The organism is Streptomyces sp. NPDC047971 (assembly GCF_040653355.1).
Taxonomy (GTDB): domain Bacteria; phylum Actinomycetota; class Actinomycetes; order Streptomycetales; family Streptomycetaceae; genus Streptomyces.
The window spans coordinates 1-15,706 of the sequence record NZ_JBEZNW010000007.1; the positions used below are offsets into that span (position 1 = coordinate 1).

11 protein-coding genes and 1 riboswitch are annotated in these 15,706 nt (G+C 72.8%); all 11 genes read right to left on the reverse strand.

Annotated features, from left to right (window positions below; all coding sequences use genetic code 11):
- Nucleotides 1-53: 53 nt before the first annotated feature.
- On the reverse strand, nucleotides 54-2,378 hold the full coding sequence (gene metE, locus AB0D99_RS09210; RefSeq protein ID WP_362358386.1) for a 5-methyltetrahydropteroyltriglutamate--homocysteine S-methyltransferase: 2,325 nt from the start codon (nucleotides 2,376-2,378) through the stop codon (nucleotides 54-56).
- A gap of 212 nt (nucleotides 2,379-2,590) precedes the next feature.
- Nucleotides 2,591-2,745, reverse strand: a riboswitch (cobalamin riboswitch).
- Between the two features lie 134 nt (nucleotides 2,746-2,879).
- Nucleotides 2,880-3,212, reverse strand: a complete 333-nt coding sequence (locus tag AB0D99_RS09215) for a glyoxalase superfamily protein (RefSeq protein WP_362358387.1) — start codon at nucleotides 3,210-3,212, stop codon at nucleotides 2,880-2,882.
- 121 nt (nucleotides 3,213-3,333) lie between these two features.
- On the reverse strand, nucleotides 3,334-4,368 hold the full coding sequence (locus tag AB0D99_RS09220) for an aldo/keto reductase (protein WP_362358388.1): 1,035 nt from the start codon (nucleotides 4,366-4,368) through the stop codon (nucleotides 3,334-3,336).
- The gene (locus AB0D99_RS09225) at nucleotides 4,365-8,255 is read right to left on the reverse strand and encodes an ABC transporter ATP-binding protein (protein ID WP_362358389.1); all 3,891 of its coding nucleotides are present in this window, start codon (nucleotides 8,253-8,255) and stop codon (nucleotides 4,365-4,367) included. Before AB0D99_RS09225 ends, AB0D99_RS09220 begins: the two co-directional genes overlap by 4 nt.
- Nucleotides 8,252-9,691: an LLM class flavin-dependent oxidoreductase gene (locus AB0D99_RS09230; RefSeq protein ID WP_362358390.1), complete on the reverse strand. Its 1,440-nt coding sequence runs from the start codon at nucleotides 9,689-9,691 to the stop codon at nucleotides 8,252-8,254. The genes AB0D99_RS09225 and AB0D99_RS09230 overlap by 4 nt, the downstream gene beginning before the upstream one ends.
- Nucleotides 9,675-10,484: an ABC transporter ATP-binding protein gene (locus AB0D99_RS09235; RefSeq protein ID WP_362358391.1), complete on the reverse strand. Its 810-nt coding sequence runs from the start codon at nucleotides 10,482-10,484 to the stop codon at nucleotides 9,675-9,677. The genes AB0D99_RS09230 and AB0D99_RS09235 overlap by 17 nt, the downstream gene beginning before the upstream one ends.
- Entirely contained in the window at nucleotides 10,460-11,395 is a 936-nt protein-coding gene (locus AB0D99_RS09240; protein ID WP_362358392.1) for an ABC transporter permease, read from the reverse strand. Before AB0D99_RS09240 ends, AB0D99_RS09235 begins: the two co-directional genes overlap by 25 nt.
- Complete coding sequence (locus AB0D99_RS09245) at nucleotides 11,392-12,456, reverse strand: ABC transporter substrate-binding protein (RefSeq protein WP_362358393.1); 1,065 nt, start codon at nucleotides 12,454-12,456, stop codon at nucleotides 11,392-11,394. The genes AB0D99_RS09240 and AB0D99_RS09245 overlap by 4 nt, the downstream gene beginning before the upstream one ends.
- A gap of 68 nt (nucleotides 12,457-12,524) precedes the next feature.
- A complete protein-coding gene (locus AB0D99_RS09250) occupies nucleotides 12,525-13,028 on the reverse strand; it encodes a flavin reductase family protein (protein WP_362358394.1) in 504 nt (167 codons plus the stop codon).
- Between the two features lie 411 nt (nucleotides 13,029-13,439).
- Complete coding sequence (locus AB0D99_RS09255; RefSeq protein WP_362358395.1) at nucleotides 13,440-14,696, reverse strand: ROK family transcriptional regulator; 1,257 nt, start codon at nucleotides 14,694-14,696, stop codon at nucleotides 13,440-13,442.
- A gap of 489 nt (nucleotides 14,697-15,185) precedes the next feature.
- On the reverse strand, nucleotides 15,186-15,683 hold the full coding sequence (locus AB0D99_RS09260) for a hypothetical protein (RefSeq protein ID WP_362358396.1): 498 nt from the start codon (nucleotides 15,681-15,683) through the stop codon (nucleotides 15,186-15,188).
- Between the last annotated feature and the right edge of the window lie 23 nt (nucleotides 15,684-15,706).

Sequence of the window (15,706 nt, forward strand, 5' to 3'; positions counted from 1 at the left end):
GCGCGGCGCGCCCGCCCGCCCCCCCGCGGCTCCGGCCCCCCAACCACGGGGCGTCAGCCCTCGTCGGCCGGCAGCTCCGCCCTGACCTCGCGGGCGGCCGCGACCAGGTTCTCCAGGGAGGCACGGGTCTCGGGCCAGCCGCGGGTCTTCAGTCCGCAGTCGGGGTTGACCCAGAGGCGTTCGGCGGGGATCGCCTCAAGTCCCTTGCGCAGCAGGGAGGCCGCCTCCTCGGTGCCCGGGACGCGCGGGGAGTGGATGTCCCAGACGCCCGGGCCGGCCTCGCGGGGGTAGCCGTGGGCGGCCAGTTCGCCGGCGACCTGCATGTGGGAGCGGGCGGCCTCCAGGCTGATGACGTCGGCGTCGAGGTCGTCGATCGCCTGGACGATGTCGCCGAACTCCGCGTAGCACATGTGCGTGTGGATCTGGGTGTCCGGACGGACGCCGCCGGTCGTGAGACGGAACGATTCCGTCGCCCAGGCCAGATAGGCGGCGTGGTCGGCGGCGCGCAGCGGCAGAGTCTCGCGCAGGGCCGGCTCGTCGACCTGGATGACCGAGGTCCCCGCTGCCTCCAGGTCGTTCACCTCGTCACGCAGGGCCAGCGCCACCTGCCGCGCCGTCTCGCCCAGCGGCTGGTCGTCCCGTACGAAGGACCAGGCCAGCATCGTGACGGGACCGGTGAGCATGCCCTTGACCGGCTTCGAGGTCTGCGACTGGGCGTATGTCGTCCAGCGCACCGTCATCGGCTCAGGACGGGAGATGTCGCCGGCGAGGACGGGCGGCCGCACGTATCGGGTTCCGTACGACTGCACCCAGCCGTGCCGCGTGGCGACATAACCGGTCAGCTGCTCGGCGAAGTACTGCACCATGTCGTTGCGTTCGGGTTCGCCGTGCACCAGCACGTCGATCCCCGTCTTCTCCTGGAAGGAGAGGACCTCGCGGATCTCGTCCTTGATCCGCTCCTCGTAACCGGCGGCGTCGATCCGGCCGGCCCGCAGATCGGCCCGGGCCGCGCGGAGCTCGTCGGTCTGCGGGAACGAGCCGATGGTGGTGGTCGGCAGCACCGGCAGGCCCAGGTGCGCGCGCTGGGCGGCGGCCCGCTCGGTGTACGGCTGGGAGCGCCGGCCGTCCGCGTCGGTGACGGCGGCGGTCCGGGCGCGCACGGCGGGATCGCGGGTGAGGGCGGACCCGGAGCGGGAGGCGAGGTCGGCGCGGTTGGCGGCCAGCTCGGCGGTGATCGCGTCGGTGCCCTCGGCGAGACCGCGCGCGAGGGTGGCGACCTCGGTGGTCTTCTGGCGGGCGAAGGCGAGCCAGCGGCGGATCCGCGGGTCGATGTCGTGCTCGGCCGTCGCGTCCAGCGGGACGTGCAGCAGGGAGCAGGACGCGGCGACATCGACCCGGTCGGCGAGGCCGAGCAGGGTGCCGAGGGTGGCCAGCGACCTCTGCAGGTCGTTGATCCAGATGTTGCGGCCGTCGACCACCCCGGCGACCAGCCGCTTGGCGCGCAGGCCGCCGACCGCGGCGAGATCCGTGAGGTTCGCCGCGGCGGAGCCGGTGAAGTCGAGGGCGAGGCCCTCCACCGGGGCGGCGGCGAGCACCTGGAGCGCGTCGCCGAGGCGGTCGAAGTAGGAGGCGACGAGCAGCTTGGGCCGGTCGGTGGCGGTTCCCAGATCCCGGTAGGCGCGGGCGGCGGCGTTCAACTCGGCCGGGGTGCGGTCCTGGACGAGCGCGGGCTCGTCCAGCTGCACCCACTCGGCACCGGCCGCGCGGAGATCGGCGAGCACCTCCGCGTACACCGGGAGCAGCCGGTCGAGCAGGGTCAGCGGCTCGAAGTCGGGGGCCACACCGGGGGCGGGCTTGGCGAGCAGCAGGTAGGTGAGGGGGCCGACGAGCACGGGCCGCGCGGCCAGGCCCAGCCCGAGGGCCTCCTTCAGCTCGGCCACCTGCTTGGCGGAGTCGGCGGCGAAGACGGTGTCGGGTCCGAGCTCGGGGACCAGGTGGTGGTAGTTGGTGTCGAACCACTTGGTCATCTCCAGCGGCGCCACGTCCCGGGTGCCGCGGGCCATCGCGAAGTACCCGTCGAGCGCGTCCGCCTCGACGGCGGCGCGGTGGCGTGCGGGGACGGCGCCGACCATGACACTGGTGTCCAGGACGTGGTCGTAGTACGAGAAGTCGCCGGTCGGCACCTCGTGGATGCCGGCGTCGGCCAACTGCCGCCAGTTCGCACGGCGGAGGCCGGCCGCCGTCCGACGGAGGTCGTCGGCGGTGACGCCGCCCTTCCAGTAGCCCTCGACGGCCTTCTTCAGGTCGCGGCTCCGCCCCTGGCGGGGGTAGCCGTACACGGTGGCTCGTGCTGCCGCGGCTGCGGGCTTCGCTGTCACGGTCTCTCCTTCGCGAGATGTGTCCGGAAACATCCCCGGAGACGGGACGCGGACGCGAAGGAACGACAGAACGCGCGGGCCACGCCGCGGGAGAACTCCGCACGTGCCGCTCGCCATGTCCTCCCCCTGGACTATGTCCGGGGGACTCCCAACCCGCCCACGAGGTCACCGGGATGTCCGCGCGCGGAATCGTCCGCGTGCGGGCAACGGGCAGGTCTTCGGACTCGCGAGCACGCCCACCGGATCGAACCGGCGGACACCTACTGGCCGTCGCTTCCCAGGACCTCGCGGTCCCAGTGCGTATGACGGCGGTCGTTCCCGCTCACCGCTGCGGGGCAGTCCCGGATTCCCACCGGGTTCCCTCTTACGACGCATCCCGCCTGGCGGACGGGGCGAACCAGCTGCCCCGCCAGACTAGGGGGCGCGACCGCTCAGCGGCGAGCGGAGTCCACCATCCGGATACGGAATCAGGACAACGCGGTGCCCGCGCGGAGCCCCGCGTCATGTCCTGGGCGTTCCGACGCGGAGCCGGTTGCCGTCCGGGTCCCGCAGCTCGATCTCGCGCGCCCAGGGAGCCTCCTCCACCCGCGCCCCGAACTCGGCGGCCACGGCGTCGACATCACGCACACGGAGGTAGACCAGGGTGTCGGGGCGGGCGTCGCCCCGGTGCTCCGACAGGAACAGGCGGACCTCGCCCCGGGCCACCTCCACGAACGCGGGAAACCCGGGCTCGAAGCGGTGGACCCACTGCTGGGTGAAATCGAGCCGCTCGTACCAGGCGACGGCCGCCGCCGCGTCGCTGACCCGGAGGACCGGGATGACTGCCTCGTCCATGCGACGCATCGTCGCAGACACCTCTGACATCCGCCCGGCACCCCGCACGGGGTGCCGGATCCGCGCGCTCCGCGCGGCGGAGCCGGACCGCGCCCGACGCCGAGCGCGGTCCGGCCGGGAGTCAGCGGCCGCGGCGGCGCAGCTCCGGTTCCGTGAGGGACGGCGGGACGTAGCCCGCGTCGCGTGCGGAGAGGGTGGTGCCCGGGGGCACGATCTTGTCGATCCGGTCGAGGACGTCCTGGCTCAACCGGACCGTGTCCGCCCCGAGCTGGCTCTCCAACTGCTCGAACGTACGCGGGCCGATGATCGCGGAGGTGACCGCCGGGTGTTCGAGGACGAAGGCCAGGGCGAGCTGGATCAGCGTCAGCCCGGCCTCCTCCGCGAGCTGCGCGAGAGCCTCCGCCGCGTCGAGCTTGGCCGCGTTCTCGGGGGACGCGATGTCGAAGCGCTCGGCCTGGCGGTCGGCACGGCTGGAGCGGGGCTGCTCCGCCCCCTTGCGGTAGCGGCCGGAGAGCCAGCCGCCGGCCAGCGGACTCCAGGCGAGCACCCCCAGTCCGTACCGCTGGGCGACCGGCAGCACCTCGCGCTCGACGCCCCGGGCGAGCAGCGAGTACGGCGGCTGCTCCGCGACCACCCGCTCCCGCCCCCGCCGCTCGGCGATCCACTGGCCCTCGACGATCGCGGAGGGCTCGAACGTCGACGTCCCGATGTAGCGGATCTTCCCCTGACGCACCAGATCCGTCAGGGCGCCGAGCGTCTCGTCGAAGTCGGTGTCCGGCTCCGGCCGGTGGACCTGGTAGAGGTCGATCCAGTCGGTGCCCAGGCGCCGCAGGCTGTTCTCGACCTCCCGGACGATCCAACGGCGGGAGTTGCCCCGCTCGTTGACGTCCTCCCCGAGGCTGCCGTGGAACTTGGTGGCGAGCACCACGTCGTCCCGGCGCCCGCCGGCCAGGGCCTTGCCGACGATCGTCTCCGACTCGCCCGCCGAGTAGACGTCCGCCGTGTCGACGACGTTGATGCCCGCGTCGAGGGCCCGCCGGATGACACGTACGGAGTCCTCGTGGTCGCGGTTGCCCCTCGCCCCGAACATCATCGTCCCCAGGCAGAGCGGGCTCACCTTCACTCCCGTACGGCCCAGACCGCGGTACTGCGTCATCGTGCACTCTCCTGCATCAGGTGATCGGTGGGATGTGGATCGGTGGGGACGGCGTGCGCCGAGCCGTCCCGGAAGGCGTCCCAGAGTCCGCGGTAGGGACCGTCCGCCACGAGGAGTTCCTCGTGCGTGCCCGCCTCGACGACCCTTCCGCCGTCGAGGACCACGACACGGTCGGCGCGCGCGGCGGTGGTGAGCCGGTGCGCCACGACGACCGTCGTACGGCGACGGGTCAGGGCGGCCGTCGCGGCGGTCACCCGCCGCTCGGTCGCCAGGTCGAGCGAGGCCGTCGCCTCGTCGAGCAACAGCACGTCGGGATCGACGAGTTCGGCCCGTGCCAGCGCGATGAGCTGACGCTGGCCCGCGGACAGGTTCCGCCCCCGTTCGCCGACCTGCTGCAGATAGCCGCGGGGCAGCGCCGCGACCATCTCGTGCGCGCCGACGGCCCGCGCGGCGGCCTCGACCTCGGCGTCCGAGGCGTCCGGACGCCCGTACGCGATGGCGTCACGCACGGTTCCGCTGAAGAGGTGGGGCTCCTGGGGAACCACGCCGAGCCGGCGCCGGTACTCCGTCAGATCGAGTTCCCGAAGGTCCCTCCCGTCCACGCGGACGTGGCCGGCGGAAGGGTCGTAGAAGCGGGCGAGGAGCTTCACGACGGTGGACTTCCCCGCTCCCGTCGTGCCCACGAGCGCGACGGTCTCTCCCGGAGCGACCCGCAGCCGCAGGTCGGTCAGCACCTCGCGGCCTCCCGGATACGCGAAGGACACGCCGTCGAACTCGACGGCGCCGCGCAGGCGGCCCACGCGGCGCGGCAGGGCCGCGCCCGGAGTGCCGCTCGGCGTCCGCATCAGGGCCCGCAGCCGGGAGAGTCCGACGACCACCTGCTGGTAGCCGTCGAACACCTGGGAGAGCTGCTGGATCGGGGCGAAGAACAGCTCCACGTACAGCAGGAACGCGATGAGCGTGCCCGCCGTGAGCTGCCCGGCCGTCACCCTGCCCGCGCCGACGGCCAGCACGGTGGCCGCGGACAGCGTGCCGAGGAACTCGACGAACGGGAAGAAGATCCCCATGGATCGCTGGGCGCGCAGCCGGGAGTCCCGGAACTCGCCCGCGAGCCGGGCGAAGTGCCGCGCATTGTGCTCCTCCCGGCGGAAGGACTGGGTGACCCGGATCGTGGCGACGTTCTCCTGCAGCGCCGCGTTGACGACGCTGACGCGCTCCCGGGCGTCCCGGTACGCCGGCACGGAGTGGTGGCGGAAGACGGCCGTCGCGCCGGCCAGCACCGGTACCGCGCCGACGAGGACGAGGGCGAGGCCCGCGTCGATCACGAGCAGGGCGGCGAGTACGCCCACCACGGTCAGTCCGCTCACCACGGCGGTGATCAGTCCCGTCTGCATGAACGTGGACAGGGCGTCCACGTCCGTCGTCATCCGGGTCATGATCCGGCCGCCCAGCTCGCGCTCGTAGTAGTCGAGCCCGAGCCGCTGCAACTGCGCGAAGGTCTTCACCCGCAGCGTGTACAGCAGCCGCTCGCCGGTCCGGCCCGTCGTCCGCACCTGCAGGACGCCGACCGCCCAGTTCGCCACCACGACGACGCCGGCGGCCGCCGCGGCCGCCGACAGGGCGCCCCCGGCCCCCCGCGCCACCCCGCCGTCCACCCCGTGCCTGACCAGCACCGGTACGGCGATCTGCGCGAGCGCGTCGAGGGCGACCAGCAGCAGCCCGGCCAGCAGCGGAACCCGGAAGGGGCGCAGCAGCCGTCCCAGACCGAGGTCCGGTTCGGCGGCGGAGGCCACCTCCACCGGGAGCCCCGGATCGGCCTCCGGCAGCGGAAGCCGCGCGAGACCGGCGAGCACCTCGGGGTTGGGCGGGGCGGAGCCGAGCAGCCCTCCGCCACCCGGCGCGCCACGACCGGGCCCGGACGTCGCCGCCGCCTCCGCGAACGCCTGGGCGGCACGGACCGAAGCCTCGCCGCCCTCGTCGTCGCAGGCGTCGCCCACGTCACGCCGCCAGAGCGCGGCCGTCACCTCGGCGGCGGCCGGGGCCGCGGAGGAACCGGGCGCGGGCGCCTCCTCCGCCGGCTCCTGTGGATGGTCCGGGGCCGACAGAAGCGAGCGCAAGAGCGCCGAACGGGAGCGGAGTTCGTCGAGCGTCCCGGCGTCGACGACGCGGCCGGCGTCCAGGACGGCGATCCGGTCCGCCAGCTCCAGGGTGGAGCGCCGGTGCGCCACGATCAGTGTCGTGGGTCGGCGCGCCGCCGTCCGCAGGGCGTCGTGGATCTCCGCCTCGACCCGGGTGTCGATCGCCGACGTGGCGTCGTCGAGGACCAGCACGTCCGGCTCGCACAGCAGCGCCCTGGCGAGGGCGATCCGCTGCCGCTGACCGCCCGAGAGCGTGAGTCCCTGCTCGCCGACGACCGTGTCGTACCCGTGGGGCAGCCCCTCGACGAACGCGTCGGCCCGAGCCAGCCGGGCGGTCGCCCGGATCCGTTCGTCCCCGGCGTCGGGCAGTCCGTACGCGATGTTGGCCCGTACGGTGTCGGAGAGCAGCAGCGACTCCTCGAACACGAACCCGATGCGGGAGCGCAGGGAGTCGAGCGACAGGTCGCGCACGTCGTGACCACCGACCCGGACGCGGCCGCCGGCCACGTCGTAGAAGCGGGGGAGCAGTGCGGCCGCCGTCGACTTCCCCGAGCCGGCGAGACCGATCAGGGCGACGGTCTCACCGGGCCGGATGTCCAGCGAGAAGCCGCGCAGGAGCGGATCCCCCTCGCCGTAACCGAAGGTGACGTCCTCCCAGGAGACGGCCGGGGGGCCGGCCTGCAGCTCCACCGGATGCGGTGGCTCGGCCAGTCCGGGCTCCTCGTCGATGACCTCCATGACACGGACGGCGCCCGCCCGTGCGGGCTGCCAGACCGTGAGGAGGGTGGCCAGCTGCCGCACCGGGGTGACGAACGAGCCGAGGTACGTGGTGAAGGCGAGGAACGTGCCCAGCGAGATCCGGCCGTCCAGAGCCATCCAGCCGCCGAGCGCGAGCACGGCGACCTGTCCCAGGGCGGGCACCGCCTGCAGAGCGGGGTTGTAGAGGCTGGTGTAGCGCACCACCCGCATACGGGAGGCGAACAGCCGCCGTGCGCGGCCGTCCAGGCTCCCCAACTCCCGCTGTTCCTGGCCGAATCCCTTCACGACCCGCACGCCGGTGACCGTCGCCTCCACGGCGGAGGCGACCTCGGCTGCCTCCTGCTGGGCATGCCAGTTCGCCGGGAAGAGGTCCCGGCGGCTCCGGTACGCGATCAGCCAGAGCAGCGGCCCCACGACCAGGGCGACGGCGGTCAGCAGCGGGGACAGCAGCGCCATCAGGGCCACGGACATCAGGAACATGAGCACGTTGCCCGTGAGATTCGGCAGGAACTGCAGCAACGTCTGGATCAGGGTGATGTCCGAGATGGAGCGGCTCACCGCCTGGCCGGTGCGCAGCTCGTCCTGCTTCGACCCGCCGAGCCGTACGAGTGAGGCGAAGGCGTCGTTGCGCAGGTCGTACTGGACACCGAGCGACACCCGGCCCGAGCGGTAGCGCCGGGTGAAGCTCGCGCCGAAGCGGACGGCGCCGAGGGAGACCAGCAGCGCGAGCCACGGCGTCAGCGATCCGGCCGTCCCCGCCGGGAGGGTGTCGACGACATGGCGCAGCACGAGCGGCAGCGCGGCGGTCGCCACCGCGGCGACGACCGCCGCGCCGTAGGCCAGGGCGAGATCACGGCGGTGGCGCAGGCAGTAGCCGAGGAGCCGCCGCGCCCAGCCGTCCGGCCGGGGCCCGCCGGGGCCGGCCGCCGGGGTGACGACCGGCCCCGGCGGTGCGGCCTCCCGCGGGGCCTGTGGGGGACAACCGGTCACCGTGCGTCCACCAGCGCGGAAGGGGAACGGTCGTCATCGGCGCCCGCGGGGACGACGGGGGCGGCATCGGACGGCGGCGCGTCGAAGAACCTGTTGGCCGGCCGGGCGAGGCCGTAGTGCGCGCGTAGAGTCGTCCCGGCGTACTCGGTGCGGAACAGCCCACGTTCCTGGAGGATCGGCACCACCCGGTCGACGAAGCGTTCCAGACCCGACGGCAGGACCGCCGGCATGATGTTGAAGCCGTCCGCCGCCCCGCTCTCGTACCAGTGCTCGATCGTGTCGGCGACCTGTTCGGCGGTGCCGGCGAAGGTGCGGTGCCCGCGCCCGCCGCCCAGCCGCCCGATCAGCTGCCGCACGGTCAGCCTCTCGCGCCGGGCGAGGTCCACGATGAGGGTGTAGCGGCTCTTGGCGCCCTCGATCTCGTCCTCGGTGGGAATGTCCTCGGGCAGCTCGCTGTCGAGGTCGAGATCCTCCGGGGCGATCCTCAGCCTCTGCGCGAGCTGCCGCTTGGCGTACTCGGGGGCGATCAGCCGGTCGAGCTCCGCGTCCAGCTCCCGGGCCTCGGCCTCGGTGTCACCGATCACCGGCACGATGCCCGGGAGGATCCTGATGCCGTCGGGGTCGCGTCCGAAGGCCACGGCCCGCTTCTTGACGTCCTGGTAGAAGGCGATGCCGTCCTCCAGGGTCTGCTGCGCGGTGAACACGGCCTCCGCGTACCGCGCCGCGAACTCCTTCCCGTCCTCGCTCGATCCGGCCTGCACGAGGAGGGGATGGCCCTGCGGCGAACGCTCGACGTTCAGCGGTCCGTCGACACGGAAGTGGTCTCCGTGGTGGTCGATGCGCCGCACCCGGTCCGCCAGGGCGTGGACGCCGCGCTCCTTGTCGCCGACGACGGCGTCGTCGGCCCAGCTGTCCCAGAGCTTGGCGGCCACCTCGACGAACTCGGCAGCCCGTGCGTAGCGTTCGTGGTGGAGCGGGGTGTCGTCGAGGCCGAAGTTGCGGGCCGCGTCGGCACCCGCCGTGGTGACGATGTTCCAGCCGGCCCGCCCGCCGGACACATGGTCCAGCGAGGCGAAACGCCGGGCGAGGTTGAAGGGCTCGTTGTAGCTGGTCGAGGCCGTCGCGATCAGCCCGATCCGGCTGGTGACCGCGGCGAGCGCGGTCAGCAGGACGGTCGGCTCCAGCTTGCTCGACGGACGCCTCCCCGGGTCGCCGTGGAGGACCGGGCTGTCGGCCAGGAACACCGAGTCCAGTTTGCCCCGTTCGGCGATCCTGGCCAGGTTCTGGTAGTGCGCGATGTCCGTACCGCCCCGCGCCGGGCTCTCGGGCAGCCGCCAAGCGGCCTCGTGATGCCCCACCGACATCAGGAAGGCGTTGAGGTGCAGGTGTGTGCGGACCGGGGTGGGGCCGGGCGTGCGGTCAGACGTGCGGGACATGGGACTTCTCCTCCTGGGAGTCGTACGGGGGAGCGGCCGGCGTCGTCACGCCGAGCGCGGTGAGCAGGGTGTCGCGGTACTCCTGGAACCGGGGATCGCGCCGGCTGCGGGGGGTGGGCAGGTCGACGGTGATGTCCAGCGAGATCCGGCCGTCCTCCAGGACGAGCACCCGGTCGGCCAGTTCGACGGCCTCGTCGACGTCGTGGGTGACCAGCAGCACGGCCGGCCGGTGACGCTCGTACAACTCGCGCAGCAGCCCGTGCATCCGGATCCGGGTCAACGCGTCGAGCGCGCCGAACGGCTCGTCCGCGAGGAGCAGTTCGGGGTCGTGGACCAGGGCGCGGGCGAGCGCGGCACGCTGCTGCTCCCCGCCGGAGAGCTCGTGCGGCCAGGACCGGTCGCGTCCCGCCAGCCCGACCTCCTCCAGAGCGGTCAGCCCCCGCTCCCGCGCCCCGGACCCGGTCAGCCCGAGCACCACGTTGTCCAGCACCCGCAGCCAGGGCAGCAGGCGCGAGTCCTGGAAGGACAAGGACACCCGGTCGGGTACGACGAGTTCGCCCGAGCCCTCGACCCCGTGGTCCAGCCGTGCCACGGCGCGCAGCAGCGTCGACTTCCCCGACCCGCTGCGCCCGAGCAGCGCCGTGAACTCGCCGGGCGCCAGGTCCAGATCGACGTCCTTCAGCACGGCACGGTCGGCGAACCGGCGGACGAGCCGCCGTGTGCTGACGGCCGGTGGGGGCGGTTCGTGCGGGGGGCGTGCCGCCCGGGTCAGCCCGCCAGTGTGCGTCGCCACGAGAGGGCCCTCCTCTCGATGGCGCGGACGAGGGCGTCGGAGGCGAAGCCGAAGACTCCGTACGCCACCAGGCCCACGATGATCACGTCGGACTGCGCGTACTGCTGGGCCTGGAACATCATGTAGCCGATGCCGCTGGTCGCGTTGATCTGCTCGACGACGATGAGACCGAGCCACGAGGAGGTCACACCCAGCCGCAGGCCCACGAAGAAGCCGGGCAGGGAGCCGGGGATCACGACCTTCCGTACGAACCGCCACCGGCTGAGCCGGAGCACCTCGGCGAGTTCCACGTGGCGGCTGTCGATGCCGGTGAGCGAGGCGTAGGTGTTGATGTACATGTTCACGGCCACGCCGAGCGCGATCACCGTGACCTTCATGTCCTCGCCGATGCCGAGCCAGAGGATCAGCAGCGGCAGCATCGCCAGGGACGGGATGGCCCGTTTGATCTGCAGCGGCCCGTCGACGAGGTACTCGCCCGTGCGGCTCAGGCCCGCGACGACGGCCAGGGCGACGCCGGACACCACACCGAAGAAGAGGCCGAGTCCCGCGCGCTGCAGGGAGATCAGCACGTTCCCCTGGAGCCGGCCGTCCGCCACCAGGTCGATCGCGGTGGAGACCACGCTCCCGGGACCGGACAGGATGCGCGGATCGAGCACCCCGGCGGCCGAGGCGCCCCACCAGGCGGCGATGAGCAACGCCGGCCCGAGCAACCGCCCGAAGGGCACCTGCCGGCCGGGACCGAGCCGTCGGCGTCTGCCGGCACCGCGGCCGGGTTTCTCACCGCTCCCCGGCGGTGGCGCGCCGCTGCTCGTCCCGGTGCCCGACGTCGAGGTGGCGAGGTCCTCGGTACGGCGGTCGTCGACGACCGCGATTCCCCCTGAGGCCCGCGCGGGGGTCAGCGCCTCGGTCATGTCCCCTCCCTGTACCGGGGGTCGACGGCCTCCGCCGCCACGCTCTCGAAACGTCGGTCGAAGAGCTGCTCCACGTCGAACCGGGGCACGAAGCCGCCGTCCGCCAGCAGATCGGCCGTCTCCTGCTCCCACGCGATCGACTCGTCCCAACGGGCGGGGAAGTAGGGCTTGTTGAGCGAGGTCACGATCCGCTTGCCGTCCTCGCGGCTCACGCCCTGGTCCTTGACGTAGTACGCGTCGATCCAGCGGTTCGTGTTCTCCCACGCCCACACCGACCCCCGCGCCCACAGCGGAACGAAGCTGCGGACCGCCGCGGCCTTCGCGGGATCGTCCAGGACCTCCGCCGGAGCCCACAGCACCGTCAGCAGGTCCACGACATCGGTGCGCACCTCACGAGCGCCGTCCTCGCGGTACTGCGACAGGTACTTGGTCAGCGTCGGCTCGCCCAGCGGCGCGACGTCGACCTGTCTCGACTGCAGGGCCGTCAGGAACTGGGTGCTCGGAAGAGCCACCAGCTGCACGTCCTCGGGGGTCAGCCCGGCCTTCTTCAGCGCGCGCAGCACGACCACGCCCTGGGCCTGCCCCTGGGAGAAGCCGATCTTCCTGCCCCGGAAGTCCTCCACCCGGGCGAGGGGGGAACCGGGTGCCGTGGCGAAGACGTACGTCGGTTTCCGCCGGACCTGAACCGCCACGATGCGGGCCTCCACCCCGATGGCATGGGCCTGGATAGGAGGAATTCCGGCGTTGCTCGCCAGGTCGATCGAGCGCGCCCGAAATCCCTGGATGATGTCCGGACCCGCCGAGAGATTGGGCCATTCGGCCACCTTGAAAGGGAGTTCCTTCAGCAGGCCCGACTCGGCGAACTGAATGCGCGAGGTGCGTACGGCGACGGTGAGCGAGGTGTTCGGCGGCGGAGGGGCAGTGGAAAGAGCCTTGACCGAGGCGGTCCGGGCGGCGGGATCGGGCGGCGGCGCGCATCCGGCGATTCCGAGGGCCACGCCTCCGGCGAGTCCGAGGAATCCTCTGCGGCCCAGAGGGGGGCGGGTGAGGGTGGGTGACATGAACGGTCCTGTTCCGAAGTGACGGGTGGTGCGGGCGAAGGAGCGGGGGAATGCGGGTACGGCCCGGATCACAGGGAGAGATAGCCGCCGTCGTGGAAGAGAAGGGGCCGGCGCCCGGGTTCCTGCCACGATTCGAGGACGCGGGCCACGACGATCCGGTGGTCGCCGGCGGGCACGAGGTCCTCGACGGAGACCCGCAGCCAGCCGGCCACGTCCGAGAGGACCGGCTCACCCTCGGGAAGACGCCGCCACGCCGTGGGCGCGGCGAAGCGGTCGATGCCGCTCGTCGCGAACCGCCTGGCCAGAGCCTCCTGGTCGGAGCCGAGGAAGTGCACCACCACCGAACGGGCCTGCTCGACGTGGGGCCAGGAGGACGAGCCGGTGGCGATGGCGAAGGAGATGAGCGGAGGGCTCAGGGACAGCGGGGTGAGCGAGGTGGCGGTGAAGCCGACGGGCCCGCGGCCGGCGTCGGTGGTGACCACGACGACTCCCGCCGGATAGGCGCGGAACGCCTGCTTGAAGCGGTCGGGAGCGAGACCGGTCGTGGGGTGCGAGGACAGGGAGACGGTCACATTTCCTCCATGGCGAAGAAACGCAGGACGGGAACGGGAAAGGGGAGACGCGAGGACGCACGCCGAACGGCAGCAGGACGGGAAAACGGCGCGAGGCGGCGACGGAGCATTCCGGTGGGCGCGGGGCGCGGCACACCGTGAAGAAGTACGGGCCGGTCAGACCCTTTTCACGTGCGGGTACGCGATGAGGTCAACAGCCCATTCCGACGGGGAATGCGTCGGCACGGCCGGATCCCGGAACGGAGCACAGCGGAGGGCGACAGTGACGCGCCGGGCCGGGCGCGAACCGTGGAAACCCTCGATGGCTGCTCATGAATCCATTTTCCGATCCGGGCTCCTGCCCGGTCAACAATGCAACTCACTGAATTAAGTCGGTCCTTCCGGCGAGTGGGCCCGAAGGACCCCCGCCGGTCAGGAGACGGCGGGCAGCGCCGGCCAGGGGCCGAGCGGATCGTCGTGGAGGGCCCCCAGGGCGACCGCCGGCCCGGCCGTCGCCAGTACGGATCCGGTGAACGAGCTCGGCACGACGCGGTGCGCGGCGTCGTCGCACACCCACGACCGTTCCGCCACCTCGGCCCGGAGCGCGGCGAGGCACTCGGGCAGCCTGCCGGCTCCCGGCTCGACCACGATCAGCACCTCGGGGTCGAACATGTCCAGGAGCACGGCCGCCGCCCGCCCGACGAGGCGGGCGCGACGCAGGAAGAGCTCCCTGGCCGTCGGATCTCCCGCCAACGCCCTGTCCAGCAGGGCGGGGAAGGACGGTACGTCCAGACCCGCGGCCACCGCTCGCCGCACCATCTCGGGTTCCGACACCTCGGCCTGCAGGCACCCCGGGACACCGCAGACGCAGGGCGCGGAGCCGTCCCCGACGGCGCCGACCGGGAGATGGGCGACGTTCCCCGCCCCCGAGCGGGGTCCCTGGTGCACCGCACCCGCCGACACGAACGCCGCGTCCACGACGGCGCCCACGAAGAGCAGCACCGCACTCGTGCGCGTGGCGCTCCGCCCCACGAGCTGCTCCGCCCGGGCCAACGCCCGGGCGTGGCTGTCGACATGGACGGGAAGGCCGGTCGCCTCGGCGAGCACCGCGCGTACCGCCACATCGCGCCAGCCGAGTTGGGGATGACGTACCACCATGCCGGCTTCGGGATCGACCCAATGCCCCGTCGCCGCCCCCAGGGCCAGCACCGACCTGCCCGCGCCGTGCGCGGCCACGAGAGCGGGCAGACGCTCCGCCAGACCTGCCAGCACGGGCCCGGGCTCGGTCACCTCGTGCGGGCGCCGCTCCTCGGCGACGATCCGGCCGCGCAGATCCATCAGGGACAACGTCGTGTGCGCGACGGCGATATGGACGCCCGCGACCAGGAAGCGCCCGCAGTCGACCTCGACGGGGACGTGAGGGCGGCCCAGGCCGCGCGGACCCGACGTCTCCCGCCCCTCGCGGATCAGACCGCGGCTCAGCAGTACGGCGCAGTGGCCGCTCACCGCGGCGGGGGAGAGGCCCGTCAGCCGGGCCACGGTGGAGCGGGCCACCGGGCCGTGGTCGAGGATCGCTCCCAACACCGTGCCGGCCCCCGAGGCGCGGCGGGCGGACGGGGTCGCGAGCGGGATGTCGGAGCGCCGTAGCGGCGCGGAGCGGCGAGCGATGGTCGGCGGTGAACTCTCCACGAGGGCCTTCCCGGTCCTGTGCGATGGCGCGGACGGTCGGCTCCGGCGGCCGGGACGGGCAGGCCGGTGCCGTCGGGGCGGCTCGGGCGAGGATCGCCGGACACGCCCCTCCAGGGGTACGCGACGGCGCTGCGGGCGGAGTTCACCGGGAGTTCACGAGGAGTCGCGGGAGGCGAACCCGCTCGGAATCATGCCCCGGACAGAGAAGGGACACCCGGCTCCGCGCCCAGGCAGCGGTTCACGACCGCCGACACGCGGCAGAGCACACGCGCTTCAGGTCGACATGACCTCGAGTCGTCAGAAGCGCGGATCGGTGCATGGCGCGCAACATAACCGTGGGCGCACAAGCCGGTCAAACCTGTGCCCGCATCATGGACGGCGGTCCGGCCCTCGACCGGTGCGTCCCCGACGGGCACGACAGCCGCCCGGTGACCACGGTCGCCGAGGGCGACCGCGACCACCGGGCGGAGCACGGCTCGACGCGCGGGCTCAGCAGTTCCGGATGGACCAGACGGGCGTCCAGTCGTACGTGAAGGGGGTGGGCTCCGGCAGGACCACGTCCAGCACCTGGCCGTTCTGGCCGTAGAAGAACGCGGCGGCGCCGACCTGGTTGTTCACCACCTGGCCCACACCGTTCCAGTACGACAGGGAGTACTGGTGGCACCGGTAGAGGAAGAAGACCTTGTACTTGCCCACCACCGGGTCCCAGACCCCGGTGCAGAGGTTCCCCGACGCGCACTGGACGGGGTTGCCCGACGAGGTGTGCACGTAGTCCGCCCAGGGCGAGACCGTCGGCGAGACGGCCGCCACCGTACGCGCGGAAGCCGGACCCGCGCTCTGCGGCGCCGGCGGCATGATCATGGTGTAGCCGCCGCCACCGCGTGGCGCGTCCGAGGCCGCGTGGGCGGGGCCCGCCGCGAAGGCGGAGACCAGCACCCACAGGAAGGCACCGGCCACACCGAGGGCGGAACGCCTGGAACGGAACATCGTCACTCCTTCTCCGGAAATCA